The 26,003-nt window shown below is 75.7% G+C and carries 17 protein-coding genes; 4 read left to right on the top strand and 13 right to left on the bottom strand.

Annotation, left to right across the window (positions count from 1 at the left end; translation table 11 throughout):
- Nucleotides 1-19 precede the first annotated feature (19 nt).
- A complete protein-coding gene (locus ACYVO2_RS10405) occupies nucleotides 20-1,024 on the top strand; it encodes a WD40 repeat domain-containing protein (protein WP_461007377.1) in 1,005 nt (334 codons plus the stop codon).
- 113 nt (nucleotides 1,025-1,137) lie between these two features.
- On the opposite strand, the gene ACYVO2_RS10400 is transcribed toward ACYVO2_RS10405, so the two are convergent.
- From ACYVO2_RS10400 to paaA, 9 genes are read right to left on the bottom strand one after another with little or no spacing between them, the layout of a single operon-like run.
- Nucleotides 1,138-2,397 carry a kynureninase gene (locus ACYVO2_RS10400; RefSeq protein ID WP_461007376.1) on the bottom strand — a complete coding sequence of 420 codons (1,260 nt, stop codon included), beginning with the start codon at nucleotides 2,395-2,397 and terminating at the stop codon, nucleotides 1,138-1,140.
- On the bottom strand, nucleotides 2,394-3,242 hold the full coding sequence (locus tag ACYVO2_RS10395) for an alpha/beta hydrolase family protein (RefSeq protein ID WP_461007375.1): 849 nt from the start codon (nucleotides 3,240-3,242) through the stop codon (nucleotides 2,394-2,396). Before ACYVO2_RS10395 ends, ACYVO2_RS10400 begins: the two co-directional genes overlap by 4 nt.
- Nucleotides 3,232-4,080: a tryptophan 2,3-dioxygenase gene (locus tag ACYVO2_RS10390; protein WP_461007374.1), complete on the bottom strand. Its 849-nt coding sequence runs from the start codon at nucleotides 4,078-4,080 to the stop codon at nucleotides 3,232-3,234. Before ACYVO2_RS10390 ends, ACYVO2_RS10395 begins: the two co-directional genes overlap by 11 nt.
- Nucleotides 4,081-4,105: 25 nt before the next feature.
- On the bottom strand, nucleotides 4,106-4,882 hold the full coding sequence (locus tag ACYVO2_RS10385; RefSeq protein ID WP_461007373.1) for an SDR family oxidoreductase: 777 nt from the start codon (nucleotides 4,880-4,882) through the stop codon (nucleotides 4,106-4,108).
- A 34-nt stretch (nucleotides 4,883-4,916) separates the two neighbouring features.
- The gene (locus ACYVO2_RS10380) at nucleotides 4,917-6,053 is read right to left on the bottom strand and encodes a 2Fe-2S iron-sulfur cluster-binding protein (RefSeq protein ID WP_461007372.1); all 1,137 of its coding nucleotides are present in this window, start codon (nucleotides 6,051-6,053) and stop codon (nucleotides 4,917-4,919) included.
- Between the two features lie 10 nt (nucleotides 6,054-6,063).
- A complete protein-coding gene (paaD, locus tag ACYVO2_RS10375) occupies nucleotides 6,064-6,576 on the bottom strand; it encodes a 1,2-phenylacetyl-CoA epoxidase subunit PaaD (RefSeq protein ID WP_461007371.1) in 513 nt (170 codons plus the stop codon).
- The gene (gene paaC / locus ACYVO2_RS10370; RefSeq protein WP_461007412.1) at nucleotides 6,573-7,346 is read right to left on the bottom strand and encodes a 1,2-phenylacetyl-CoA epoxidase subunit PaaC; all 774 of its coding nucleotides are present in this window, start codon (nucleotides 7,344-7,346) and stop codon (nucleotides 6,573-6,575) included. The genes paaD and paaC overlap by 4 nt, the downstream gene beginning before the upstream one ends.
- 25 nt (nucleotides 7,347-7,371) lie before the next feature.
- On the bottom strand, nucleotides 7,372-7,683 hold the full coding sequence (gene paaB, locus ACYVO2_RS10365; RefSeq protein ID WP_461007370.1) for a 1,2-phenylacetyl-CoA epoxidase subunit PaaB: 312 nt from the start codon (nucleotides 7,681-7,683) through the stop codon (nucleotides 7,372-7,374).
- Nucleotides 7,680-8,705: a 1,2-phenylacetyl-CoA epoxidase subunit PaaA gene (gene paaA, locus ACYVO2_RS10360; protein WP_461007369.1), complete on the bottom strand. Its 1,026-nt coding sequence runs from the start codon at nucleotides 8,703-8,705 to the stop codon at nucleotides 7,680-7,682. The genes paaB and paaA overlap by 4 nt, the downstream gene beginning before the upstream one ends.
- Before the next feature lie 324 nt (nucleotides 8,706-9,029).
- Between paaA and ACYVO2_RS10355 the strand changes: the two genes are divergently transcribed.
- The 3 genes from ACYVO2_RS10355 to ACYVO2_RS10345 all read left to right on the top strand — a co-directional run bounded on the left by ACYVO2_RS10355 (nucleotide 9,030) and on the right by ACYVO2_RS10345 (nucleotide 11,567).
- On the top strand, nucleotides 9,030-9,278 hold the full coding sequence (locus ACYVO2_RS10355) for an acyl carrier protein (protein ID WP_461007368.1): 249 nt from the start codon (nucleotides 9,030-9,032) through the stop codon (nucleotides 9,276-9,278).
- Entirely contained in the window at nucleotides 9,278-10,762 is a 1,485-nt protein-coding gene (locus ACYVO2_RS10350) for a class I adenylate-forming enzyme family protein (RefSeq protein WP_461007367.1), read from the top strand. The genes ACYVO2_RS10355 and ACYVO2_RS10350 overlap by 1 nt, the downstream gene beginning before the upstream one ends.
- Nucleotides 10,763-10,904: 142 nt before the next feature.
- On the top strand, nucleotides 10,905-11,567 hold the full coding sequence (locus ACYVO2_RS10345; protein WP_461007366.1) for a 4'-phosphopantetheinyl transferase: 663 nt from the start codon (nucleotides 10,905-10,907) through the stop codon (nucleotides 11,565-11,567).
- A 49-nt stretch (nucleotides 11,568-11,616) separates the two neighbouring features.
- Here the strand turns inward: ACYVO2_RS10345 and ACYVO2_RS10340 are convergent, their stop codons facing one another.
- The 4 genes from ACYVO2_RS10340 to ACYVO2_RS10325 all read right to left on the bottom strand — a co-directional run bounded on the left by ACYVO2_RS10340 (nucleotide 11,617) and on the right by ACYVO2_RS10325 (nucleotide 25,646).
- Entirely contained in the window at nucleotides 11,617-11,811 is a 195-nt protein-coding gene (locus ACYVO2_RS10340; protein ID WP_461007365.1) for an antitoxin, read from the bottom strand.
- Between the two features lie 68 nt (nucleotides 11,812-11,879).
- On the bottom strand, nucleotides 11,880-13,109 hold the full coding sequence (gene ccrA / locus ACYVO2_RS10335; RefSeq protein ID WP_461007364.1) for a crotonyl-CoA carboxylase/reductase: 1,230 nt from the start codon (nucleotides 13,107-13,109) through the stop codon (nucleotides 11,880-11,882).
- Nucleotides 13,110-13,120: 11 nt separating this feature from the next.
- Nucleotides 13,121-17,008: a type I polyketide synthase gene (locus ACYVO2_RS10330; RefSeq protein WP_461007363.1), complete on the bottom strand. Its 3,888-nt coding sequence runs from the start codon at nucleotides 17,006-17,008 to the stop codon at nucleotides 13,121-13,123.
- Nucleotides 17,001-25,646: an amino acid adenylation domain-containing protein gene (locus ACYVO2_RS10325; protein ID WP_461007362.1), complete on the bottom strand. Its 8,646-nt coding sequence runs from the start codon at nucleotides 25,644-25,646 to the stop codon at nucleotides 17,001-17,003. The genes ACYVO2_RS10330 and ACYVO2_RS10325 overlap by 8 nt, the downstream gene beginning before the upstream one ends.
- Nucleotides 25,647-26,003: the final 357 nt, after the last annotated feature.

Genomic DNA, 26,003 nt, shown 5'->3' with positions numbered 1-26,003 from the left:
CCGTTACCCCGTCTCGGTCATGGACCTGGACGGCGTTCCCGTGGTGGTAAGTGTGGACGAGGAAGCGGTGCTGTGGACGTGCGACCTGCGCGGCGGCGCCTGCGTCGACCGTCCCCTGGATCTCGCCGCCGCTGGGCCCGAGGACGACTGGTACTTCGAGAACGACTACTGGGAGGACGACGAGGAGTGCACGCGCGACCGGATCACGGTCGACGCGTACAACATCGCCTCACGCGTGACGGTGGCGCGGCTCGAGGGCCGGCCCGTGGTCGTGACCGGCGGCGCCCGGTACGACTTCTCCTTTCCCGACGACGGGGATTCCAGCGGCGGGATCGTGCGGGCCTGGGATCCGCGCACCGGGCGCAGGATCGGCAAGGTCATGATCGGGCACGCGCTGGGTGTCTGCTCGCTCACCACTGTTCCGTACGAGCGGGGGCTGCTCGCCGTCAGCAGTTGTGAGGCGGGCACGCTCCAGGCGTGGGACCTGGCCACCGGTGCGCGCGTGGCGGACCTCGAAGGCAGCTACAACGGGGAAATGGGCGCCGCGCTCGTCGCCGGCCGACCGGTCGCGGTCACGGGGGGTCACGACGATTTCCTGGAGGTCTGGGACCTGATGAGGGGGGAGCGGCTCGGGCAGTCCCTGACCGGTGTCGAGCCCGCGGTCGGGGCCGTCGCGATCGCGGAGGTGGACGGCCGCGCGGTGGTGGTCGCCGCCGGGGGCGGCGGGGCGCTGCACCGGTGGGACCTCGTGACGCAGCGGCCGATCGGGGCGCCCATGACCGGGCACACCGACAGCATCCAGACCCTGGGGACCGCGGTCGTCGCCGGCCGCACGGTGGCCGTCACCGGAAGCGATGACGGCACCACCCGCGTGTGGGACCTGGCCCGCGGCGAGCAGCTCGGGGATCCGTTCGTCGGCCACTGCCTCCAGACGGTCACCGAGATCGCGGGTACCCCGGTCGCCGTCACGGACGGCGACCGGGACGGCATCCGCCTGTGGGATCTGGCCCTCGCCGCCCGTTAGCCCCATGCGTACATGACCGGCCGGCGGCTCCTCGGCAGTGCGGTGCGGCGGCCGTGGGCCGCAGGGCCCGGGGCAGGGTGTGCTGAGCGGGCCGCGGCGCCGCCCGGTCCCTTTCAGGTCACCGGCCCCGCGGCCCGCGGCGCGGGGTCGTAGGCGGCGTCACGGGCGAGGTCGCGCAGGCGCAGCGCGGCCGTGAGGAGGTCCTGGTGGGTGGTGAAGAGGGCGTTGACGCCGAAGCGCAGCAGGTCGGGTGCGCGCATGTCGGCGATCACGCCCTGCTCGGCGAGGGCGACGACCAGCCCGCGGGCGCGCGGATGGCGCAGGGTGACCTGGCTGCCGCGGCGGACGGGGTCGGCCGGGGTGACGGAGGTGAAGCCGAGGGGGGTGAGGAGTGCGTCCGCGCAGCCGAGGAAGAACCCCGTCAGGGACAGGCTCTTGGCGCGGACGTCGGCCAGGTCGACGCCGTCGAAGGCGGTGAGGGCCGCCTCCAGGGCGAGCAGCGACAGGACCGGCGGGGTGCCGATGCGGGCGCGGGCGATGCCGGGGGCGGGCGTGTACTCCCGTGCCAGGGCGAACGGGTCGGCGTGGCCGGTCCAGCCGGGCAGCGGCGTCTCCAGGACGGCGTGGTGGCGCCGCGCCACGTACAGGAAGGCGGGGGCGCCGGGGCCGCCGGAGAGGAACTTGTAGCCGCAGCCGACGGCCAGGTCCACGCCGATCGCGTCGACGTCGAGGGGCAGGGCGCCGGCCGCGTGGCACAGGTCCCACAGCGTGAGGGCGCCGGCGTCGTGGGCGGCGCCGGTCAGCTCCCGCATGTCGTACAGCTCCCCGGTGCGGAAGTCGACGGGCGAGTAGCTGACGACGGCGACCCGGTGGCCCTCAACGGCGAGGAAGCGCGGGAGGTCCGCCGGCCGCACCCGCCGTACCTCCAGGTGCCGGCGGCGGGCGACCGCGTCGGCCAGGTAGCGGTCGGTGGGGAAGTGCCCGGGGTCGGTGACCAGCAGCGGGCGGTCCGGGCGGAGCGCGGCGGCGGCGTCGAGCGCGGTGAACAGTTGCACGCTGGTGGAGTCGCCCGCGACCGTCTGGCCGGGCGCGGCCCCGATGAGCGCACCGATGGTGTCCCCCACCCGCAGGGGCGCCTCCCACCAGCCGTTCGCGTTCCAGGAGCCGATGAGGCCGGTGCCCCACTGGCGCCGCACCACGTCGTCCAGGGCGGCGGGGACGGCGGCGGGCAGCGGGCCGAGGGAGTTGCCGTCGAGGTGGACGACGCCCGGCGGGAGCAGGAAGCGGGCGCGGAGGTGGGCCAGGGGATCGTCGGCGTCGAGCCGTGCGGCTCGCTCCCGCAGGTCGGCCGGGGCGGACAGTGCGGTGGTCATCGGTGTGCGGCCTCCTCGCCCGCGCGGCCGGAGTCCTTCCGGGGGAAGGCGGCGGCCATGTCCCGGAGGGTGTCGGCGACCGCGCGGGCACCGGGCGCTTCCGGTTCGATGAGGGTGTAGTGGCCGGTGCCGGGCAGGACGACCGTCCTGAGGTCCCGGTGCACGGCCGCGTAGTCGCCGAACTGGGTGAGCGGGACCTCCTCGTCGGCGGCGCCGTGCAGCAGCACGGTGGGGACGCCGGTGGTGCCGGCGTCGCGCAGCAGGGTGAGGGGGTCGACCTCCGGCAGCCGCTCCGCGAAGTGCGCCTCGCCGCCGAGGAGTTGGAGGGCGGCGTCGTCGCTGAGGCGGTCGCGGCGGGTGGCGGTGAGGTCGGTGATCGGCGCGAGGGCGAGGACGCTCGTCGGCAGGGTGCGGGTGTGCCAGCGGGAGCCGGGCGGCAGCAGTCCCCGGGCGGCGCACCACAGCGCCAGGTGGCCGCCGGAGCAGTGGCCCGCCAGGACGTAGGGCCGCCCCCGGGGCAGGGTGTCCACGACGCGGGCCACGTCGTCGAAGGTCTCGGGGTGGCCGCCCGCGCCACCGGAGCGGCGGAAGCCGGGGAGCAGCACCTCGAAGCCCTGCCGGGACAGCCAGGCCGCGAACGGGGTCAGGTGCATGCGGTCGTAGCGCCAGTAGCCGCCGTGCAGCAGGACGACCAGCGGGGCGTCGGGGTCGTCGGACGGCCAGGCGTCGTAGGACTGGTGGGGGTGGTCGCCGTAGCGGCCGTGCACCGGTGCCAGGACCGGCTTCAGGCTCAGGACCCGCCGCTCCTCCTCGGCCGCGAAGGCGGAGACGACCCTAGAGGTCACCGCGCACCTCCCACAGTTCGGGGAAGACCGGGCGGGCCGCCCGCCGCTCCAGCCAGGCGAGCCCGGCGGAGCCGGCGCTGCCGGGTTTGGCGCCCATGGCGCGGCGGACCACCAGGACGTGGTCGAAACGCCAGCGGGTGACGAGTTCGGCGATGTCGGTGAGCAGTTCGCCCAGCACCAGGTGGGGGTGGTGCGGCGGCCCGGCGTAGATCTGCCGCCACGCCTCGGTCACCCCGGGGTCACTGGTGTACGGGCTGGTCATGTCCCGTTCGCGGACGTGGAGCGGGACGGGCAGGCCCTGCCGGTGGAGGTAGGCGAGCACCTCGTCGTACAGGGACGGTTCGCGGTAGGTCTCGGCGAGCGCCTCGTGGACGGCCGGGTCGCCGCGGTGGGCGCGCAGCAGCCCGGCGGACTTGTCGCCGAGGAGGAACTCCATGTGCCGGTACATCGCCGACTGGAACCCCGACGCCTGGCCGAAGGCGGCCCGGAAGCCGTTGAACCGGGCGGGCGTCAGCGCGGCGATGGGCGCCCAGGCGCCGCCCAGAGCGGTCAGCGCGCGGCGGCTGCGCGTCAGGGCGTCCAGGGCCGCGGGCAGGTCGTCCTTGGCGAAGGCCACCCGTGCCGTGCGCCACTCGTGCACGATCAGGGTGAACCACAGTTCCATCACCTGGGTGGTGACGAGGAAGCCCATCTCGTCCGGGGCCTCGGTGAGGGGGTGCTGGAGGGAGTTGAGGACGGACGCGCGGACGTATGTGTCGTAGGGGCTGGCGCCCGCGAAGGGCCGGGTCAGGGCGTCGTCCGTCACCGGCTCGTCGAGGGCGGACGTGCGGTCGTTCATGGCATCTCCTGGGGGTGCGGACGGGTCACACACCGAGGTGGGCGCCGCCGGAGGCGTCGATCCACTGGCCGGTCACCCAGCGGGCGTCGTCGCTCGCGACGAAGGAGACGACGTCGGCGATGTCCACCGGGTCGCCGAGCCGGCCGAACACGGAGGCCTCGGAGTAGCGGCGGCGGATCTCCGGGACGGCGAGGGTGGGGTTGATCTCCGTCTCGGTGTAGCCGGGTGCGACGGCGTTGACGGTGATGCCCCGGGGGCCCAGTTCCTGGGCCAGGGAGAGGGTGAGGTAGTCGAGGGCGGCCTTGGTCATGGTGTAGGAGACGATCGGCGGGAAGGCGACACGGGTCGCGACGGAGGAGATGTTGACGATCCGGCCGCCGTCGCGCAGGCGGTCCAGGCCGCGCTGGATGATGAAGAACGGCGCCTTGGTGTTGATCGCGAAGACCCGGTCGTAGTCGGCCTCGGTCACCTGGGCGAGGGGGCGGGGAAGGGTGATGCCCGCGTTGTTGACGAGGATGTCCAGGCCCGCCGGGGCGTCCTGCTCCGCCAGGGCCGCGTCGAAGGCGGACCAGAGGGTGTCCGCGTCGCCGGGGACGCCGAGTTCGGCGTGCACGGGGAAGGCGCGGCCGCCGTCGCCCTCGATCTCCTTGACGGTCCGCTCGGCGGCCGTCCGGTCGTGGCCGTAGTGGACCGCCACCAGGGCGCCCTCGCGGGCGAGGCGGCGGCTGATGGCTCGGCCGATGCCCCGGCTGCCTCCGGTGACCAGGGCGGTCTTCCCCTCGTGGCGGGCGGTGGCGGTCATCGTGGGTCTCCTTCGCTTCAGGGGGTGTTGCGGATCAGGCGTCGAAGTCGAGGGTGATCTCGGGGGTGCGCGGCCGGGCGCGGCACACGAGGGTGTAGCCGGCGGCCCGGTCCCGTTCGTCCAGGGCGTGCTGGCCGTCGGCCGTCACCTGCCCGGACAGGACCTTGGCGCGGCAACTGCCGCACACCCCCTCACGGCAGGCGTACGGCACGTCGGGGTGGGCCCGCAGCAGGGCGTCGAGGAGGACCGGGTCGTGCGGCTGGACGGTGGCGGCACGGCGGCGACCGTCGAGCAGGGCGGTGACCCGGACCTGTCCCGTCCCGGGTGCCTGTGTGGCCGCCTGCGGTGCCGGTCCGGCCGGTTCCGGTGGCCGCCGTGCCGTCCCGCCGGTCGTGAACAGCTCCCAGCGGACGAGCGCCGGATCCGCGCCCTCCTCGGCCAGGACCCGCCGCGCGGTGTCGACGAGGCCGGGCGGTCCGCACAGGGCGTAGGCGGTGTCCGGGCCGGGGCGGGCGTCCAGGGCCGCCAGCAGGCGGCGCAGCCCGGCCTCGTCGAGCCGTCCCGCGAGCGGGCCGCCCCCGCTCCCCCGGTCCTCGCGGGTCAGCACGTGCACGACGGTGCAGCGGTCGACGAACTCGTCCTTCACCTCGGCCAGTTCGTCGGCCAGCAGGGCGTCGGCGGCGGTGCGGACGGAGTGGACGAGGGTGACGCGGCAGGCCGGGTCCCGGCGCAGCGCGTGGGCGGCCATCGGGGCCAGTGGGGTGATGCCGGTGCCGCCCGCGAGGAGGACGTGGTGGGCGCCGGGCAGCTCCGGCAGGGCGAAGGCGCCGGTGGGCGGGGAGAGTTCGAGGTGGTCGCCGGGTGCCAGGCGGGTGGCGGCGTGGGTGCCGAAGCCGTCGGGGTCGCCCCGCTTGATCACCAGGCGGAGTGTCCCGGGGGCGTGCGGGGGCGGGCAGACCGAGTAGCTGCGGCGGAGTTCGCCGTCGCCGCGGCGGTGCCGGACGACGACGTGCCGGCCGGGGCGGTGGGTGAAGACCTGGCGCAGGGCGGCGGGCACGTCGAGGGTGACGGCCACCGTGTCGGCGGTCGGGTGGCGGACCTCGGTGACGCGGAGCCGGTGCCAACGGGTGCGGGGGGAGGCGGCGGGCGGGGCGGGGGCTGCGGTGTTCACGGTGTGTGCCTCACAGCGCGGTCAGGTGGGGGAAGGGCTCGCGGCACGCCGTGCACCACAGCACCGACTGGCAGCGGGAGGGCCCGAAGGCGCTGTGCGGCCGGGTGGCCCGTGAGCCGCAGTGCGGGCAGGGCACCTCGCCGAGACCGACGGTGACCGGACCGCCGGGAGCCGGGGAGACGGGCGGGGCGATGCCGTGCGCGGCGAGCTTGCGCCGGCCCTCGGGCGTGATGCGGTCCGTAGTCCAGGGCGGCGCGAGAACCTGCCGGACACGGCCGTCGGGGTGGCCGCAGGCGGTCAGGACCTCCCGTACGGCGGCGGTGATCTCGGGCAGCGCGGGGCAGCCCAGGTAGGTGGGTGTGATCTCCACCTCCAGTACGCCGTCGGCGGCCGGGGCGACGGAGCCCACCACCCCGAGGTCGCCGAGGGCGATCACCGGCAGCTCCGGGTCCGGGAGCGCCGCCACCCGTTCGCGCACCTCCCGGGGGGAGCGGCGGGAGGTGTCCGGTACGGTCCCGCTCACCAGGTGCCTCCGGGGAACTGCCGCCGCACCGACTGGAGTTCGGCCATGAGCGGCCCGAACTCCTCGGTGTGCAGCCCCGAGCGGCCTCCCGTGGCCGACCAGGCGGGTGCGGGCACGGTGAGCCCGGCCTCGGTGACGACCTCGGTGACCCGCCCGAGCCACGTCTCGCGCAGCGGTGCCGGGGAGGGCACCGTGCCGGAGGCGGCCAGGCGGCGCAGCACCTCGTCCTCCTCGAAGAGTTCGGCGGTGTACGGCCACACCCGTTCCAGGCCGTCCCGCATACGGCGGGCGCTGTGCGCGGTGCCGCGTCCCAGCGTCACCGTCCAGCGGTCGGCGTGCAGCCGGTGGTAGGCGACCTCCTTGGCGGCGCGGGCGCCGAACGCGGCGAGGTCGGGGTCGGGGCAGTGCGCGAGGGTCTCGTAGTACAGGACGGCGTAGTGGGTGTAGGCGAGCTGCCGGGCCACGGTCACCGCGAAGTCGCCGTTGGGGAGTTCGACCAGCAGGGCGTTGGTGAACTCGCGGTCCGAGCGGCCGTAGGCGAGGTCGTCCTCGGTGCGGCCGGTGCCGTCGAGCCGCCCGGCGCGGGTGAGCAGGGCGCGGGCGTGGCCGATCAGGTCGAGGGCGATGTTGGACAGGGCGAGGTCCTCGTCGACGGTCGGCGCGCGGGTGATCCACTGGCACAGCCGCTGGCCGAGGACGAGCGCGTCGTCGCCGAGGCGCAGGAGGTGCCGGGCCAGGTCGGGGGCGACGGACGGCGGGCCGCCCGGCAGGGTGTCCGGGCGCGCCGCCGGGGCGTCACTGGTCGTGCTCACCTTCGGGGCCTTTCTCGGTCAGCGGCGCGAAGTGCTCGGGGTAGCGGTAGGGCTTGTGGCGGGCGCCCGCGAAGTACGGGTCGCGTTCGTCCGGGGAGGCCGTGTGCACGGCGTCGGAGCGGACCACCCACACCGACAGCGGGTTGCCCCGGCGCGTGTACAGGTCCCGGGCCGCGGCCAGCGCCGCGTCCGGGCCGGCCGCGCGCACCGACCCCACGTGCTGGTGGGCCAGGCCCCGGCGGGCCCGCACGAAGACCTCCCAGGACGCCGGCGCGCCCTCCCGTGTCCCGCTCATCCGTCCTGTCCTCCCCGCGCGTCCCGGGCAGCGGCGTCCTCGGCGGCGGCGTACGCGGCGGCGGCCTCGCGGACCCAGGCGCCGTCCTCGTGCGCGGCCCGGCGGTGGGCGATGCGCTGCCGCGCCCAGTGGGTGTCGTCGCCCAGTGCCCGGCGGTAGGTGTCCCAGTCGACCGGGGTGAAGTCGTAGTGGCCGCGTTCCTCGTTCCAGCGGATCGCCGGGTCGGGCAGCGTCAGGCCGAGGCGTTCGGCCTGCGGGACGCAACTGTCGACGAAGCGCTGGCGCAGCTCGTCGTTGGTGTGGCGCTTGATGCCCCAGGCCATCGCGCGGCGGGAGACCGCGGCGCCCAGCGCGGCGGTCCGCGCGTCGGCGCCGCCCGCCTCGGTGTCGGGCGGCCCGAACATCAGCGCCACGGCCGGCAGCCACCAGCGGTCGACCGCGTCCTGGGCCATCTCCTTCTGCTCCGGCGTCCCCTCGCACAGGGCGCGCATCAGGTCGTAGCCCTGCCGTACGTGGAACGCCTCCTCCTGGCAGACGCGGCGCATCGCCCGGGCGTACGGCCCGTAGGAGGTGCGGCACAGGGGCGCCTGGTTGATGACGGCGGCGCCGTCCGTCAGCCACGCGATGGCCCCGGTGTCCGCCCAGGTGAGCGCGGGGTGGTTGAAGGTGGCGGAGGGGCGCTGCTGCCCGCGGTGCAGGGCGTCCAGCAGGTCGGCGCGGTCCACGCCGAGCGTCTCGGCGGCGGAGTACAGGTACAGACCGTGGCCGGCCTCGTCCTGGACCTTGGCGATGAGGACCGACTTGCGGTGCAGGGACGGGGCGCGGGTGAGCCAGGCGCCCTCCGGCTGCATGCCGATGATCTCGGAGTGGGCGTGCTGGGCGATCTGGCGGACCAGCATGCGGCGGTACCCGTCGGGCATCCAGTCGCGCGGTTCGATCGTCTCACCGGCGGCGAGGAGCGCGTCGAAGTGCGCGAGCAGGTCGCCCTCGTCCGCGGCGGGGGCGGTGGCCGGCGCGGTCACCGGGCACCGACCTGGCGTCCGGTGACCGCCGCGGCGGTGCCGTACCGCGGGCACCGTCCGGGGGTGCGGACCCGTACCGGCTGCCTGGGCACGCGCATCACTCCTTCGGTTCGGGACCGCCCGCGCGGGGCCGGGCGGAGCGGGTGGCTTCGTTGCGGTAAGAGGCCCCCGGCGCGGCCCGGCTATCCCCGCGGCGCGCGGTTCCGGCGCGTGACAAAGCTCACGGGCCGGCCCGGGGAGTGCGGCCCGGCCCCGTCCTCCTCCTCAGGGGGTGACAGTCGTACACCGCGCGGCGGCCGGCACGCCGAGGCGAGAGGGGAAACCATGAGCACCATCAGGGAGTTGCTGGTCGAACTCACCGGTACGGCCGAGTACGCCGACCGGGTCGGCGACGACGTCGACCTGGCCGCCAGCGGCATCGATTCCGGGGATCTGGTGCGTCTGGTGCTGCTCGTCGAGCAGCGGCTCGGCGTGGAGATCACCGCCGAGGACGTGGAGGGGCTGCGCACGATCGCCGATTACGAGCGTTTCGTGGCCGAGCGGGCGGTCGCCGGCGCGAGCGGCGGTGCGTGATGTGGCTGACGCAACTGCTGGAACGCAACCGCCAGTGCTGGCCCGACCGGACCGCCCTGGTCGACGAGGAACGCAGCGTCACCTGGGCGGAGTTCCACGACCGCACGCTTGAGCTGGCGTACGGGCTGGCCGAGTCGGGCATCGGGCGGGGTGACCGGGTCGCCGTGCTCGCCAAGGACCGGATCGAGGTCCTGGAGAGCTACTTCGCGCTGGCCCGGCTCGGCGCGCTGTTCGTGCCGCTGAACCACAGCCTGGCCGAGCCCGAGGTCGCCGGGATCGTCGAGCGCGTCGGCGCGGTGGCCGTCATCGGGGAGTCGGACCTGCTGGACCGGCACCCGGAGCTGCCGGCGTCGGTGCGGATCCGGCTGGCGCTGGACAAGCCCGCCTTCGCGGCGCTGGGCACCCTGGCCGAGGCGCGGGAGCTGCCGCGGGTCGCCGACACCGACCCGATCGCCGTGCTGCACACCTCGGCGACCACCGGGCAGGCCAAGGGGGTGACCGTCGACAGCGGGTCGTTCCGGGCGATCGCCCTCGGCTGGCTGGTGATGGCCCGTCCCACCGACGGCATCGTCATGGTCAACTGCTGTCCGCTGTACCACGGCAGCATGGTGGTGTCCCTGACCTACCTGGCGGCCGGTGCCACGGTCGTGCTGATGCCCGGCTTCACCCCGCAGCGGGCGCTGTCCGCGGTGGAGCGGCACCGGGCCACGCACATGTGGCTGGTGCCGCAGATGCTGCGCTTCATGCTCCAGGCCAAGGGGTCCCACCGCACCGACCTGTCCTCACTGCGGGAGGTGCTGTACGGCGCCGCCCCCATGCCGCTCGACGTCTACGCCGACGCGGTCCGGCGGCTCGGCTGCGGGTTCCGGCAGGTGTACGGCATGACCGAGGTGGGCGGTCCGTTCGTCACGCTCGGTCCCGACGAGCACCCCGCCCCCGGGGACGTCACCGCCCGCATCCCGTGCGGCCGGGTCGTGCCGGGCATGTCCGCCCGCGCGGTGGACGAGGGCGGCCGGGAGGTGCCGTGCGGCGAGATCGGCGAGATCGTGGTGCGCGGGCCGGGCGTCATGCAGGGCTACTGGAACGACCCGCGGGCCACCGCCGAGATCACCCTCGACGGGTGGATCAGGACGGGCGACCTCGGCTTCGTCGACGGCGAGGGGCGCATCAGCCTGGTGGACCGCACCAAGGACGTCATCATCCGCGCGGGCCAGAACGTCTACCCCTCGGAGATCGAGCGCGCCCTGATGACCCATCCGGCGGTCCGGGACGCGGCGGTCGTCGGGATGCCCGACGAGGACTACGGCGAGGTGCCGCTGGCGTACGTCGCCCTGGAGCCGGGCGCGGAGGCGGGCGCGGCGGCGCTGCTCGCGCATGTCGCGGGGCTGCTCGCGCCGTACAAGCGCCCGCGGCGGGTGGAGTTCGTCGAGCAGGTGCCGCGCAACCCCGCCGGGAAGATCGTCAAGAAGCTGCTGCGGGTGTGAGCGCGTGCGGCGGGCGGCGATGAGCCCACGCCCCGCGCGGACCGGGCCGGCCGGGACGGAGACGTCGCGGCCGGCCCGGGGCGGTTCTGAGGCCGCGTGGGCGGCGGCGGGCAGTGAGCCCGCACGGGCGGCGTGCGGTGACGTGGCCGCGCTGCGGCCGTCGCTGGCCGCCGCCGGGCTCGGGCTGGGCGTCGCGGCCGTCTGCGAGCCGGGTCCGGAACCGGCCGGGCCCGCCGAGGCCGCCGCGGCGGCGTCGATGCCGCCCAGGCGCCGGCTGGAGTTCCTGGCCGGCCGGCGGGCCGCCCGGCGGGCGCTGCGCGCGGTGGGGCTGGAGTGCGGGGAGATCCCCAGATCGGGGCGGCTGCCGGTGTTCCCGCCCGGCCGGGCGGCGTCGATCTCGCACAGTGCCGGGATCGCCGTCGCCGTGGCCCGCGCCCCGGGCCGGGACCTGCCGCTCGGCTGCGACCTGGAACTGCGTCCCCTCCCCCGCGGCGCGGCCCGTCTGGTGCTGCGCGCGGACGAGGAGGCGCTGCTCGGTGCGGGGGCGGGGGCGGGGGCGGGGGCCTGGTCGGTGACGGAGCTCTTCTCCGCCAAGGAGGCCGCCTGGAAGGCCCTCGTCGGGCCGGACGCCGAGCGCCCGGCCGGACCGGTGGGGAGCCTGCGCGACCTGCGGGCCCGCTCCGACGGGGACGGTCTGCGCGTCTGCCCGCGCACGGAACCCGCACACGCGGTGCGGGTGCGGGTGGTGCGCGTCGGGGCGGGCGTGTTCAGCTACGTCGTCGGCCGGGTCGGCGCCGCGGGCTGAGCGGGTCTCCCGTCCCCGTGCGCCGGGGGCGGGAGACCCGCGCATCGGGTCAGCGCCGCGTGCCGCCGCCGTCCCGGTAGGAACGCCGTACCGCGTCGGCGGCCTTGTCGGTCCTGGCGTCGTACTTGTTGCCGGTCCGCTCGTCGATCATGCGCTCGACGCGCGACACGCCCTTGTCGGCCTGGTCGGGGTGGCCCTTGGCCATCCGCTTGGCCTTGTTCATCAGGTCGCCCAGCTTGCCCATGGGGAGTACCTCCGGAGGTGGCGTGTGCGTCGTACTCTGCCGCGGGTACCCCGCTGAACGGGGGTGAATCACCCCCGGTCGCCCACCCTGGCGGCCATGTTCCCCGCCGGGTGGCGGTTGTCGTGGATGAGCTGGTGGGCGAGGCCGATCTCCTCGAAGTCGAAGGTCTGGGACAGGCAGGGGTCGATGACGCCCTGGTCGATCAGCCGGGTGACTTCGCGTGCCTCGCGGGCGGTGGCGACGTGCGAGCCCTGGAGGCGCTTCTGCCGCATCCACAGGAAGCGCAGGTCGACGTCCCCGTTGTAGCCGGTGGTGCCGCCGCACAGGACGACCATGCCGCCGTTGTCGCACAGGTACAGGGACGTGGGGATGGTGTCGGCACCGGAGTGCTCCAGCACGATGCGCGGGCTGCGGCGCTCGCCGAGCACCTCCCAGAAGGCCCGGCCGAAGGCGCGGGCCCCCGACAGCCAGCGGCCCATCGCCTCGTCGTCGGAGGTGTCCGGCAGCCGCCCCCAGTGGTCGAACCGCCGCCGGTCGATCCAGCCCTCGGCGCCCAGCTTGAGGCAGAACTCGCCGCGCTCCTCGCTGGAGACGACGGCGACGGGGATGCCGCCGACGTGCCGCACGAGCTGGATGGCGATGCAGCCGAGGCCGCCGGCGCCGCCCCAGATCAGCACCGGGTCGCCGGGGCGCACGGTGTGCGGGGGCCAGCCGAAGAGCTGGCGGTAGGCGGTGGCGGCGGTCGCCATGTAGCAGGCGGCCTCCGCCCAGGACAGCCGGGCGGGCTTGGGGTGGCACATGTAGTCGTCGACGACGGCGAACTGGGCGAAGGAGCCGTAGTTCTCCTCGTAGCCCCACACCCGCTGGCTGGCGGACCAGGTGGGGTCGCCGCCGAGCCGGATGTCCTCGGCCCTCTCGTCCCAGCGGTTGGCGAGGACCACGACCTCGTCGCCGAGCCGCACCCCGCGGACGTCCTCGCCGACCGCCCAGACGATCCCGGAGAGGTCGGAGCCGCCGATGTGGAAGTCCTCGGTGGCGCCCGCCTTCCGCCGGGCGGCGATCACGTCGAGCGGCGAGCCCAGCGCCGCCCAGACGTTGTTGTAGTTGATGCTGGCGGCCATCACCTTCACCAGGACCTGGCCGCGGCCCACGGGCGGGACGTCGACCACCTCGGTGCGGAAGGCGTCGACGGGCTGTCCGTAGCGCTCGGGGCGGATGAGCGAGGCGTACATCTTCGTCGGGACGGTGCCGATCTCGGGCGCGTCACCGAGTTCATAGAGGTCCTGGGTCGCTGTCACGCTGGTTCTCCTCAACGGGGGTTGCAAGGGGGCGGAGGTATGGAGGCCCGGTCGCCGGGGCCGCGCAGGGCCTTGGCGACCGCTTCGCCGATGCGGGCGATCGGTTCGGGTTCGGTCATCTCGTAGTGGCCGCAGGGCACGTGGTGGTCGTGGAGGGTGCCGTCGATGTGGGGCCGCCAGGAGTCGGCCTTGCCGGGCAGCACCGCCAGGTCCGCCGGGAAGTCGGTGGGCCGCTCCCGCGCGGCGCTGAAGAACAGCACGTCGCCGCGGTAGACGCCGGGGGCGAACTGGGGCGCGATGCGCAGGTTGTTGCGCATGACGGCGGCGATGGCGGCGGCCTCGGCGCGGGTGACGGGCACGCTCGCCGGGTCGGCGGAGACGCGGGCGTCGATGCGCTCCAGGACGGTCTCCACGGCTGCCCCCGGGTCGGCGGGGAGCCCGGCCACCCTGGACAGCAGGGCCGCCACCTGGCGTTCGGCCGCGTCGGGGTCGTGGGCGGTGCCGTGCGGCTGGGGGGCGTCGAGCATGGCGAGGAGTTCCACGCGCTCGCCGTCGCGCTGGAGGGCGCAGGCCATGGCGTGGGCGACGAATCCGCCGTAGGACCAGCCCAGCAGCCGGTACGGACCGTGCGGCTGCACCTGGCGCACCAGGTCGAGGTAGTGGGCGACCATGGCGGTGGCGTCCGGCGCGGGCGGCCGGGTGCCGTCGAGGCCGGCCGCCTGGATGCCGTAGACGGGCTGGTCGCCGCCGAGGTGGGGCAGCAGGCCGGTGTAGCGCCAGCAGACGCCGGCGCCGGGGTGCACGCAGAACAGGGGCGTGGCGGTGCCTTCGGCGCGCAGCGGCAGCAGCGGTCCGAGCGCGGTGGGGGCGGTCCGCGGCGTCTTCCCTTCCTGCTCGCCGGCGGCGGCGAGGACGCCGGCCACGGTGGGTGCGGCCAGCAGGGTCGCCGCCGGGACGTCGAGGACACCGGCCTGGCGCAGCCGGCCCACCAGCAGCACGGCGCGCATCGAGTCGCCGCCGAGGTCGAAGAAGTTGTCGTGCAGGCCGACGCCGTCGATGCCGAGGGTGTCCTCCCAGAGCCGGGCGACCTCCCGTTCGCGTTCGGTGCGGGGCGGTACGTGCTCCGTGGCCAGCCGGGGCCGCGGGGTGCGGCCGGGGGCGGTTCCTTCCGCGGCCGGAGTGTCATCCGGGGTGGGGCGGGTGCCGGGGGCGTCGATCCAGTGGCGTCGGCGTTCGAAGGCGTACGGGGGCAGCGGGGCCCGCCGGGGCGTGCCCGGCACCGGGGGCAGGGCGCTGTCCACGCCCGCGCTCCACAGCCGTCCCAGCGCCTCGGCGAGGACGAAGCCGTCGGACGCCGCGGCCTTGGCGTGCCGCATGGTGGTCACCGTCACCGGTGCCGCGTCGGCGAGCCGGCCGGTGGCGAGCTTGGTCAGGGTGTCGCCCGGCCCGATCTCCACGAGGACGGGGTGCAGGCGGTCCCACAGGGCGGCGATGCCGTCGGCGAACCGCACGGTGTCGCGGGTGTGGTCGAGCCAGTGGCGTACGGAGGTGGCCTGGGCGTCGGTGACCCAGGTGCCGGTGACGTTGGTGACGTACGGGATGCGCGGCGGGCGCAGGGTGACCTGGCGCAGGTGGGTCTCGTAGGCCGGCAGGACCGGGTCCAGGACGTGCGAGTGGGCGGCGACGGGGATGCGCAGGCGGCGGAACGGGACGTCCCGGCGGGTCAGTTCGGCCTCGAAGCGCGCGACGGCGTCGAGGTGGCCGGCGACGGTGCAGGCGCCGGGGCCGTTGACGGCGGCCAGGGACAGGTCCGCGTCGAGCAGCGGGCGGATCTCCTCGGCCGGGGCGGCGACGCCGACGGTGGCGCCGCCGGCCGCGCCGATGAGCCGGATGCGTTCGGTGACCAGGGGCAGCATGTCCGCCAGGTCGATGACGCCGGCCAGGCAGGCGGCCGTGTACTCGCCGAGCGAGTGGCCGATCAGCGCGTCGGGGCGGACGCCCGACTCGATGAGCGTGCGGGCCAGGGCGTACTCGGTGACCACGAGGCCGAGGAACGCGGCGGTGTCGTCGGGCCGCCGCTGCTCGAAGAGGGCGGTGCGCACGTCGGTGCCGAGGACGGGCCGCAGGACGCGGGCGCACTCGTCGACGGTGTCGCGGTAGACGGTGTGGTCGCGGTACAGCTCCGCGCCCATGCCCGGGTACTGGGTGCCGCCGCCCGGCAGCAGGAACGCCACGCGGGCCGGATCGTCGGGCAGCGGCGGGGTGGCGGGGGCGGCGGAGCGCAGCGCGCCGAGGGCCTCGTCGCGGGTGGCCGCGGTGACGGTGAGGCGGTGGCGCAGCGCGGGCCGGTCGGTGCGCAGGGAGTGCGCCACGTCGTCCAGGCGCAGGTCCGGGTGGCGTTCGAGGTGCCGGGCGAGTGCCTGGGCCTGGCCGCGCAGGGCGCCGGCGGTGCGCGCGGACAGCGGCAGCACCAGGCGGCGGCCGTCCGCGGGCGGGCGGGGGGTGTCGGGGGCGGTGGGCGGGGCCTCCTCCAGGACGACGTGGGCGTTGGTGCCGCCGATACCGAAGGCGCTGACGGCGGCCCGGCGGGGGTGGTCGCCCCCGGGCCAGTCCTCCAGCGCGGTGGGCACGCGGAACGGGCTCGAGTCGAAGTCGATGAGCGGGTTGGGGCGGTCGAAGTGCAGGCTCGGCGGGATCTGCCGGTGTTCCAGGGCCAGTACGGCCTTGATGAGCCCGGCGATGCCCGCGGCGGCGCCGAGGTGGCCGATGTTGGTCTTGACCGACCCGAGGGCGCAGAAGCCGGTCCGCCGGGTGCTGTGCCGGAACGCCTCGGTGAGCGCGGACACCTCGATCGGGTCGCCGAGCTTGGTGGCGGTGCCGTGCGCCTCGACCAGGCCGATGGTGCCGGCGTCCACCTCCGCCTGGGCCTGCGCGGCGAGGATGACCTCGGTCTGCCCGGCGGCGCTGGGCGCGCTGAAGCCGACCTTGCGGCGGCCGTCGTTGTTGACGGCGCTGCCGCGGATGACGGCGCGGATGCGGTCGCCGTCGGCGAGGGCGTCCTCCAGCCGCTTGAGCACGACGGCTCCGACGCCGTCGCCGGAGGAGGTGCCGGCTGCGTCGGCGGCGAAGGCGCGGCAGTGGCCGTCGGGCGAGAACGGGCCGTCGGGCACGTGGCGGTAGCCCAGCGCGGCCGAGGGGTTGAGGGAGACGGCGGCGGCGAGCGCGGTGTCGCAGCGGTGGTCCAGCAGGTCCTGGCAGGCGGTGTGCACGGCGACCAGCGCGGTGGAGCAGGCCGTCTGGAGGGACACGCTCGGTCCGGTGAGGCCGAGTTCGTAGGAGACGCGGGTGGCGAGGGTGCCGAGGGAGTTGGCGGTGGCCGCGTGGACCAGCTCCACCGAGCCGGGCCGGCCGGCGTGGCTCGGGTACACGTGGGACGGGTAGTAGCGGCTGTCGCCGGCGCCCGCGTAGACGCCGAACCCCTCGGCCGTGCGGTCGCCGCCGAGGCAGCCGGCGTCCTCCAGGGCGTGGTAGGCGGTCTCCAGCAGCAGCCGCTGCTGCGGGTCGACGACGGCGGCCTCGGCGGGGCTGTAGCCGAAGAAGCCGGAGTCGAAGCGGTCGATGCCCTCGACGGCCGACACCATCCGGATCAGCGTCGGGTCGCCCAGGTCGCGCGGGTCGCCGCCGGCGGCGAGGAACTCCTCGTCGGTGACGGGCCGGATCGCCTCCCGTCCGGCCGCGAGGTTGTCCCAGAAGGCGTCGAGGTCGTCGGCGCCGGGGAAGCGGCCCGCCATGCCGATGACGGCGACGGCGGGGAACTCGGGGAACTCCTCGTCGTGGGGTGCGCTGGTGTCGTGCACGGCCTGTGCCTCGTCCTCTCCCGGCTCGGTGGTGTCAGGCACGGCCCCGGTCCTTGCCGTGCCGTGCGATGCGGCGCGCGCGGGCGGCGCGCTGCCGCTGTGCCTGCTCCTTGGCGCGGTCCTGGCCGCCTGCCTCCTGCCGTGGCGGCTGTTCGGCGACCGCCGGGGAACCGGCCCCCGCGGCCGACAGGTGGCGCGCCAGGTCCCGGACCGTGGGGTGGGCGAACAGGTCGACCACCGACAGGTCGGTGCCGAAGGCGCGGTTGACGGCGGTCTGGGCGGTGACGAGGAGCAGCGAGTTGCCGCCCAGGTCGAAGAAGTTCTCGTCCCGGCCCACCCGGTCGCGGCCCAGCACGCCGCACCACACCTCGGCGAGCCGGCTCTCCAGCCGTCGCGACTCCTCCCCCGCCTCCGCCTCGTCCGGGCCTGCGGTGGTGCCCGCCGAGCGCAGCGTCCACGCGCCGTCGGACAGGCCGGCCGCACGGGCGCCGTCGGCCGCCGCGCGGTACAGGGCGCCCAGGTCGGTGCCGTCCGCCAGGTGGACGCGGGCGGCCAGGCGCCGCGTCTGGCGCACGGGGGCGACGACGTGGCTGCGGACCCAGGGGGCGGTGCGGTCGGCGCCGATCAGCAGGTGGGGTTCGTCCAGGGTGCGGGCCAGGTCGAACGAGCGCAGCGCGGCGGGCGCGTCGAGCAGCCGGTAGCCGCGGGCCTCGGTGAGCGCGGTGAGTCCGTAACCCCGGCTCATGCCGCGCTCGCGCCACATGCTCCACGCCAGCGACTGCGCGGGCAGGCCGAGGCTACGGCGGTACAGGGCGAGGGCGTCCAGGTAGGCGTTGGCGGCGGCGTAGGCGGCGTTCATGGCGCCGCCGAACCAGCCGTTCACCGAGGAGAAGGTGGTGAAGGAGGTGACCGGGTGGTCGGCGGTGAGCCGGTGCAGCGTCCACGCGCCGCGCGTCTTCGCCGCCAGGGCCCGGCGCCAGGTGGCGGCGTCCAGTTCACCCACGGGGCGTTCCACGAGCGTTCCGGCCAGGTGCAGCACCGACGCCAGGGGCACGCCCCACGCCTCGCCGGCGGCCTCCACCGCGGCCCGTACCCGGTGTTCGTCGGTGACGTCGGCGCGGGCGTGGCGGACCTCGCCCAGCTCGCGCAGGCGGGGCAGGGCGTGGGCTTCGGCTTCCGGGGCGCGGCCCACGATCAGCAGCCGGGTGCCGGGGGTGCGCAGCAGGTGGGCGGCGATCTCGGCGCCGACGCCGCCCAGGCCGCCGGTGAGGAGGGTGAAGCCGTCGTGCGCGGGCGGCTCGGCGCGGGGCGGGGTGTCGGGCAGGGCGGCGAGGCGGCGCACGTACCGGTGTCCGTCGCGGTACGCCACCTCCGCGCCGTCCGCGGTGACCGTCGCCTCGGCCGTCAGCAGGGGCAGCGGGTCCGTGCCGTCGTCCGGCGGGAGGTCCAGGTGCGTGCCGCGCAGCCGGCCGAGCTCCTCGGCCAGCGACTTGAGCAGCGCGCCCGCCATGGCGTGGGCCGGGGACGGGCGGTCGCCGGGGCGTACGGCCTGGGCGCCCTTCGTCACGTACACGAGGTGGACGGGGCGTCGCGGGCCGGGCCGGGCGGCGAGGGCGCGGGCGAGGGCGAGCACTTCCTCGGCGCCGGTCGTGTCCTGCGGCGCCGGCTCCGGGGCGGGGGTGCCGCGCAACCCGTCGAGGTGCAGGACGGTGTCGACCGGCCGCCGGTCGTGCTCCAGTTGCCGCAGCAGCTCGGCGTAGTCGGCCTCCTCGGCGGGCCGTACGCGGTGGTGCGCGGCGTCGAGCCGGGCGTACGCCGTCCCCTCGCCGACCACCGTGCACAGGCCCCCGCCGGACCGCAGTACGTCGGCGAGCCGTTCCGCGAGCTCCCGGACCCGGGGGTCGCCGCCGGCGAGGACGAGGGTGTGCCGGCCGGGTGGCGCCGGCCGGGCCCCGGGGCGTTCCGTCCGCTGCCACACCGGCCGCAGGAACCAGTCGGGGACGGTGGCGGCGGTGCCCAGCAGGAGCTGGGTCCGGCGGACCTCGTCGTCGAAGGCGCCCGCCTCGAAGCCCTTGCGGAGCCTGGTGCGCTGGATCTTGCCGATCTCGGTCTTGGGGATCGCGTCCCGCTCGACCGGGATGAGGAAGGTCGGGCTGACGCCGATCTCCCGGGTCACCTTCCCGGCGATCCCACGCAGGGCATCGGCGGTGACCTCCGAGGTGAGGTGGAAGAAGAGCGCGAGTTCGTCGGTGGGCGACGACGGATCGGAGCGCACCGCGACGGCGGCGGTGAAACTGCGCTCCACGTACGGCGTTTCCTCGACGCACGCCTCGATCTCGTGGCTGTAGTGGTTGACGCCGTTGACGATGATGACGTCCTTGGCGCGGCCGGTGATGTACAGCTCGCCGTCGCGCAGATACGCCAGGTCGCCGGTGTCGAACCAGCCGTCCTCGGTGAACGCCTCCGCGTTGGCGCCCGGGTTGTCGTGGTAGCCGCCGGTCACGGAGGTGCCGCGGACCTGGAACCGGCCCGCCTCGCCCTCGGTGAGGAGCGTGCCCCGCTCGTCGACGACCCGCATGGCGAATCCGGGGTAGGGCAGGCCGCAGCTCACGAACGTCCCCTCGTCCGGGACGGGTTGGGCGGGCAGGACGGCGTCGGTGACCACGGAGCAGGTCTCGGACATGCCCCAGCCGGGGTGCATCACGTCCTGCGGCAGGCCGAACGGCTTCAGCGCGTGCAGGAACCGGCGGGCGGCCGAGGCCACGACGACCTCGCCGGCGTTCATCACCAGCCGCATCGGCGACAGGTCCCAGGCGCGGTCCGTGAAGCGGTGGGACTGCTCGGCGAGGAGCCCGAAGGCGAAGTTGGGCGCCCAGGTGACGGTGACCCGGTGCCGGTCGGCGAGGTCCATCCAGCGCAGCGGGTCCTGGAGGACCCAGGAGGTGGGGGCGTGGATCTGTCGGCAGCCCAGGTACACGTCCCGCAGGTGGAACATCACCACGCCGGTGACGTGGTCCAGGGGGATCCAGTTGAGGGAGACGTCGTCCGCGCCGAGGCCGTTGATCTGTTCGGTGGCGGCGGAGCGGGTCAGGACGTTGCGGTGGGTGAGGCGCACCGCCTTGGGCAGGCCGGTGCTGCCGGACGTCATCAGCATCAGCATCAGGTCGTCCGGCCCCGCGGGGTGCCAGTCGTGGTCCTCGGGCGCCTCGCGCAGCGCGTCGGCCGTGGTGAGCCGCAGGCCGGGCCAGTCCTGGCGGGCGGCCACCGCGCGCAGCCCGGCCTCGCGGCCGGCGGAGCACACGATCCAGGGCCGGCCGAGCATCCGCCAGATGCCCTCCAGCTTGGTCAGGGCCGCCGACGGGGTGTCGTAGGAGGCGGGGACGGTCAGCGGGACGGCGACGAAGCCGCCGAGGACGCACCCCCACAGCACGGCGAGGAAGTCCTCGGTGGCGTCGCACTGGAGGACGACCCGGTCGCCGGGGCGCAGACCGGCCCGGCGCAGACCGGCGAGCACGCGGGAGGCCTCGGGGATCAGGGAGGCGTAGGTCCGTCGGTGTTCGCTGCCGTCGGCGTGGACGTGGACGATGTCGCCCCGGTCCTGTGCGGCGGCGCGGCGCAGGGCCTCGGCCCAGCCCGGCACGGACGGCTCGGTGAGGGCGGGCCCCTCGCTGAGGGCCGGTACGGCACGGGCGCCCTCGGCGCGGGCGGCGGGAGCGGGGTCCGCGGCCCGGTCGGGCAGGCCGGTGTGGCGCCGGTCCAGCTCCTCGGGGGTGTTCTCCACCGTCACGTCGGCGGTGGTGACGCCCGGGACCCGGGTCAGCCGCTCCCGCCAGGCGCCGGCCGCGGCGCGGTCCACGGCGGGCAGGGCGCGCAGCGCCGCGGTGTCGACGGTGCCGTCCTCGGCGCGGGGCAGCGCGTTGACCGCCGTGACGCGGACGGTGCCGTGACCCGCGCGGTCCAGGAGCTCCTCGACGCGTTCGGCGGCGTCCGCCCGCCCGGGCACCACGTACAGGCGCGGTGGGGCGCCGTCGCTGCCGGGCAGGGCGCGGGCGTCGCGGATGCCGGGCACGGACAGGGCCGCGTCCTCCAGTTCCGCGGGGTCGGTCGCGGCCGGGGCCGGGGTGCGCTCGGGGAGCGCGGGCAGCTCGCCGACGCGGGTGCCGGGCTCGGCGGTCACGGTGCGCAGGACGTCGTGCAGGGCGCGGGCGAACGCCTCGGCGGTGCCGGTGTCGTACAGGTCGGTGGCGTACTCGAGGTGCAGGGTCAGGCCGTCGGGGGCGCCCTCGGGGGTGTGGCGTTCCAGGACGTCCACGAAGAGGTCGAACTTGGCGGTGCCGGTGGCGGTGGGCCGCAGCTCGGCGCGTGCGGCGCCGTCCAGTCGCAGGACGGCGGGTTCGTTGTTCTGGAGGGCCAGCATCACCTGGAACAGGGGGTGCCGGCCGGGTGTGCGGGGCGGGTTGAGGTCGTCGACCAGCCGGTCGAAGGGCAGGTCCTGGTGGTCCAGGGCGGCCAGGTCGGCCGTGCGCAGCCGGGCGAGGAGGTCCCGGAAGGCAGGGTCGCCCGAGGTGTCGGCGCGCAGCACCAGGGTATTGGCGATGAGCCCGATCAGGGGGTCGAGGGCGGGTTCGGTGCGGCCCGCGACGGGGGTGCCGAGGACGATGTCCGCACCGGCGCCGCAGCGGGTGAGCAGGGCGCTGACGGCGGCGTGCAGCACCATGAAGAGGCTGGCGCCCTCGCTCTCGGCGAGGCGCAGCAGGGCGCGGTGCAGGCCGGCGTCGAGGGTGGTCCGGACGTGCGCGCCGCCGCCGCGCGGTGTGGTGGGGCGCGGCCGGTCACCGGGCAGGGTGCACTCCTCGGGCAGGCCGTCCAGCGCGGTGCGCCAGTGGGCGGTGAGCCGCTCCAGTCGGCCCGGTCCTTCCGGTTCGGGGGCGAGCAGGGCGCGCTGCCACAGCGTGTAGTCGGCGTACTGCGCGGGCAGCGGCGGCCAGTCGGGGGCCCGGCCGGCGCGGCGGGCCGTGTAGGCGGTGCTCAGGTCCTCGGCGAAGGGGCGCAGCGACCAACCGTCGGCGGCGCTGTGGTGCAGGACGAACAGCAGGGTGGAGCCCAGCACCCAGACCGCAAGGGGGCTTTCGGCGGTGAGGTCGAAGCGGTGCCGCAGCGCGGCGGTGACGTGGGCGGCGGTCTCCGCGGCGGGGCAGTCGACGTGCCGCAGGACGGGCCGCAGCTCCCCCGGCGGCAGGATGCGCTGGTACGGGGCGCCGTCGTGTTCGGCGATCACCGTCCGCAGGATCTCGTGCCGGTCGGCGAGGTCGCCGAGGGCCGCCCGGAGCGCGTCGGTGTCGAGACCTGCGTCGGGATCGGCGTCGGGAGCGGCGTCGAGCGGGACGAGGAGCGGGATGTTGTAGGTGGCCGCTCCGTCGTCGAGCCGGTTCAGGAACCACATGCGTTCCTGGGCGTACGACAGCGGCACCCGCGCCGGGCGTGCGGCGGCGCCGAGGGCCGGGCGGGGCGGGGCGGCGTCCGCCGGTACGTCGAGCCGGCGGGCGAGGGCGGCGGGGGTCGGGGTGTCGAACAGGGCGGTGATGGGGATCTCGGCGCCGGTCTCGTGCCGCAGGCGGGCGAGCAGGCGGGTGGCGAGCAGGGAGTCGCCGCCGAGGTCGAAGAAGTTCACGTCGGTGCCCACGGTCCCCCGGGGGAGTTTCAGCACCTCCTCGAACAGGTGGCACACCAGGGCCTGCCGCGGTGTCTCGGGCCGGGTGCCGGTCGCGGCGGCGGCGAAGTCGGGGGCGGGCAGGGCCCGCACGTCGAGCTTGCCGTTCGCCGTCAGCGGCAGCGCGTCCACCGGGACGCAGGCGGCCGGGACCATGTGCTCGGGCAGGTGCGCGGCGGCGTGGGCGCGCAGTTCGGCGGGGCCCGCCGGGGTGTCGCCGGCCGGGACGGTGTAGGCGACGAGGTGCAGGGCGCCGTTCTCGGAGCGGCGGGGCACGACGGCGGCGCGGGTGACGCCGGGGTGGGCGGCGAGGACGGCCTCGATCTCGCCGGGTTCGACGCGGAAGCCGCGGAGCTGGATCTGGGCGTCGGCGCGGCCGAGGTGGTCGAGGGTGCCGTCGGGGCGGCGCCGGGCCAGGTCGCCCGAGCGGTACATGCGGGTGCCGGGCGGGCCGTAGGGGTCGTCGAGGAAGCGGTCGGCGGTCAGGTCCGGCCGGTTCAGGTATCCGGCGGCGACGCCGGCGCCGGAGACGTACATCTCGCCGGTCGCGCCGGGCGGCACCGGGCGTCCCTCGGCGTCGAGGAGGTGGACGCGCAGGTCGGCGAGGGGGGTGCCGACGACGCTGCCGCGGCGCGGGTCGTCCAGGTCGGCCCGGGTGAGGCGGTGGTGGGTGACGTGCACGGTGGTCTCGGTGATGCCGTACATGTTCACCAGCGCCGGACGGTCCAGGCCGTGCCGGTCGGCCCAGGGGCGCAGCCGCGCCGGGCGCAGGGCCTCGCCGCCGAGGACGACGTACCGCAACGCCCCTGAGCCGCCGCCGCGTTCGAGGTCGGCGTCGATGAGCTGCTCGAACGCGGAGGGCGTCTGGTTGACGACGGTCACGCCCTCGCGGTGCAGCAGCTCCAGGAACTCCCGGGGCGAGCGGCTGACCGCGTACGGGACGACGACGACCCGGCCGCCGTGCAGCAGGGCGCCCCAGATCTCCCAGACGGAGAAGTCGAAGGCGTAGGAGTGGAACAGCGTCCACACGTCGTCGGCGCGGAAGTCGAAGTGCTCGGCCGCGGCGGCGAAGAGGCGGACCACGGCCGCGTGCGGGACGGGCACGCCCTTGGGGCGGCCGGTGGAGCCGGAGGTGTGGATGATGTACGCGATGTCGGACGGGCTCGTCCGCCCGTGCCGGTCGGCGTCGGTGAGGTCGGCGGCGGAGCGGCGGGCCAGGTCCGCGGTGACCTGCCCGTCGTCCAGGCGGACGACGGGCAGCGCGTCCCCGGCGAGGTGGGCGTGGGCGTGCTCGGTGACGAGGACGACGGGGGCGGCGTCCTCGACGACCAGCCGCAGCCGTTCGGCCGGGTGGCCGGGGTCGAGGGGCAGGTAGGCGGCGCCGGTCTTGAGGACGGCCAGCAGGGCCGGCAGCAGATGCCTCCCGCGTTCCAGGGCGAGGGCCACCACCCGGCCGGGGCCGGCACCGTGGTCGGTCAGCAGCCGGGCCAGGCGGTTGGCCCCGGCGTTGAGCTCGACGTACGTGAGGCGTTCGTCCCCGCAGGTGACGGCGGTCCGCTCGGGCACGGCCGCCGCCCGCTCCTCGAACAGCTCGGTGAGGGTCCGCCGGACCGGAAACGTGCGCACGGGGGCGTCCCGGGGGTGCTCGCCCGGCAGCAGGACGTCCAGGTCGCCCAGCGCCGTCGCCGGGTCGGCCTCGGCCAGCCGGCGCAGCAGCGCGCGGAACCGGTCGCGGTGCAGGGCGAGTTCGTCCTCCTCGTACAGGGCGGGGTTGGCGTCGAGGGCCAGCCACAGCCCGCCGGAGGAGGCGCCGGGCCGCACCGAGATCTGGAGGTCGTCGACGGCTCCGCCGGACAGGTGGTGCCAGGTGGTGGGGTGCCCGCCGAACACCGGGGACTCGTCGAACGGGACGATGTTGAGCACCGGCCCGTACAGCCGGCGTCCGGTGCCCAGCAGGCCCAGGTCGCGGCGGAGGAACTCGCCCCGGTACCGCTGGTGGCGGCGCAGCGCCCTCAGTTCGTCCGCGACGGCTCCCGCCAGCTCCGCGAGGGGCGTGTCCGGGGCGGCGGCCACGCGCAGCGGGAGGACGTCGGAGGCGGTGCCGGGGGTGCGCAGGGCGGCGCTGCCGAGACGGCTCATGGTGGCGAGGCCGAGCACCAGGTCGCGGGCGCCGGTCATCCGGTGCAGATAGGCGGCGGTGGCGGTGGTCAGCAGGTCGGCGCGCCGGACGCCGAGGCGGGCCGCGGCGGCGTCGAGGGCGCCGGTCTCGGCGGGTGTCAGCTCGGCGGTGCGGCGCAGGAAGGGCGCGGTGGGGGCGGCCGTACGGGAGGTGAGCCGGGCGGGCTCGGGCAGACCGGCCAGGTGCCGCGCCCAGTGGTCGCGGTCGCGGGCGTACGCGGCCGACGCGCGGTAGGCCGTCTCCTCCTCCTGGAGCCGGCCGGCCGGCTCGAACCCGGCGGGCTCCGGCTCGCGTCCCTCGGCCAGCGCGTTGTACGTGTCGGCCAGGCGCCGTCCGAGGAGCTTGTAGCTGTAGCCGTCGAGCAGGAGGTGATGGGCCCTCAGCAGCCAGAGGTGGCGGTCGGGGGCGAGGGTCAGCAGGGTGTGCGCGAACAGCGGGCCCTTTTCCAGGTCCACGGGCGTCGCGAGGTCGGCGCGGACGTGCGCCCACGCCGCGGCCTCGGGGTCCTCGGCGTCGCTGGCGTCCACCCGGTGCAGGGGCCAGTCGTCGGCGTCCGCGGCGGGGTGGCAGCGGGGCCCCTCGTCGGTGTCGGCGAACCGCAGGGCGAAGGTGTCGGCCGCACCGACGACGCGCCGCAGCGCGGTCTCGAACAGGCCGGTGTCGAGGGGGCCGTGGACCTCCACCGCCTCCGCCGTGTTGTACGCGGCGCTGTCCGGTGCGAGCCGTCCGGCGTACCAGAGACCCTCCTGGGCCCCGGACAGCGGTCGACGTTCGTCCTCCTGGAGTGACATAGCACAACCCTCACGTGGCAAGCCGTAATGTCCCGGACGGCGAAGGCCCGGCCGGATCGGACGGGTGCGGCCACCGCTCCGTGCCGCCCTCGCGTGCCGGTACGCGCCGGGCGGGCCCACGGGTGGAAAGGGGAGGTCGCACGCCGGGGGCGGGGGCGATCGCGTCGCCCGGCCCCGGTCTTCCGGCACAGCACGGTGGGCCACCGCGACGGGCCGGGTCAAGCGGCACCCGGCTGTCCGGACGCCGATTCAGGGGTTTCCCTGAAGAATGCGTTGCCGGGGAGTGCGCGGCGCCGTTCCCACTTCCCGGCCTCCCACTTCTAGGGAAATCACGCGACTTCCCCGCGCGCCGGGTTC

Source organism: Streptomyces capparidis (assembly GCF_054782095.1).
This window is presented reverse-complemented; position numbering and strand designations above follow the sequence as displayed.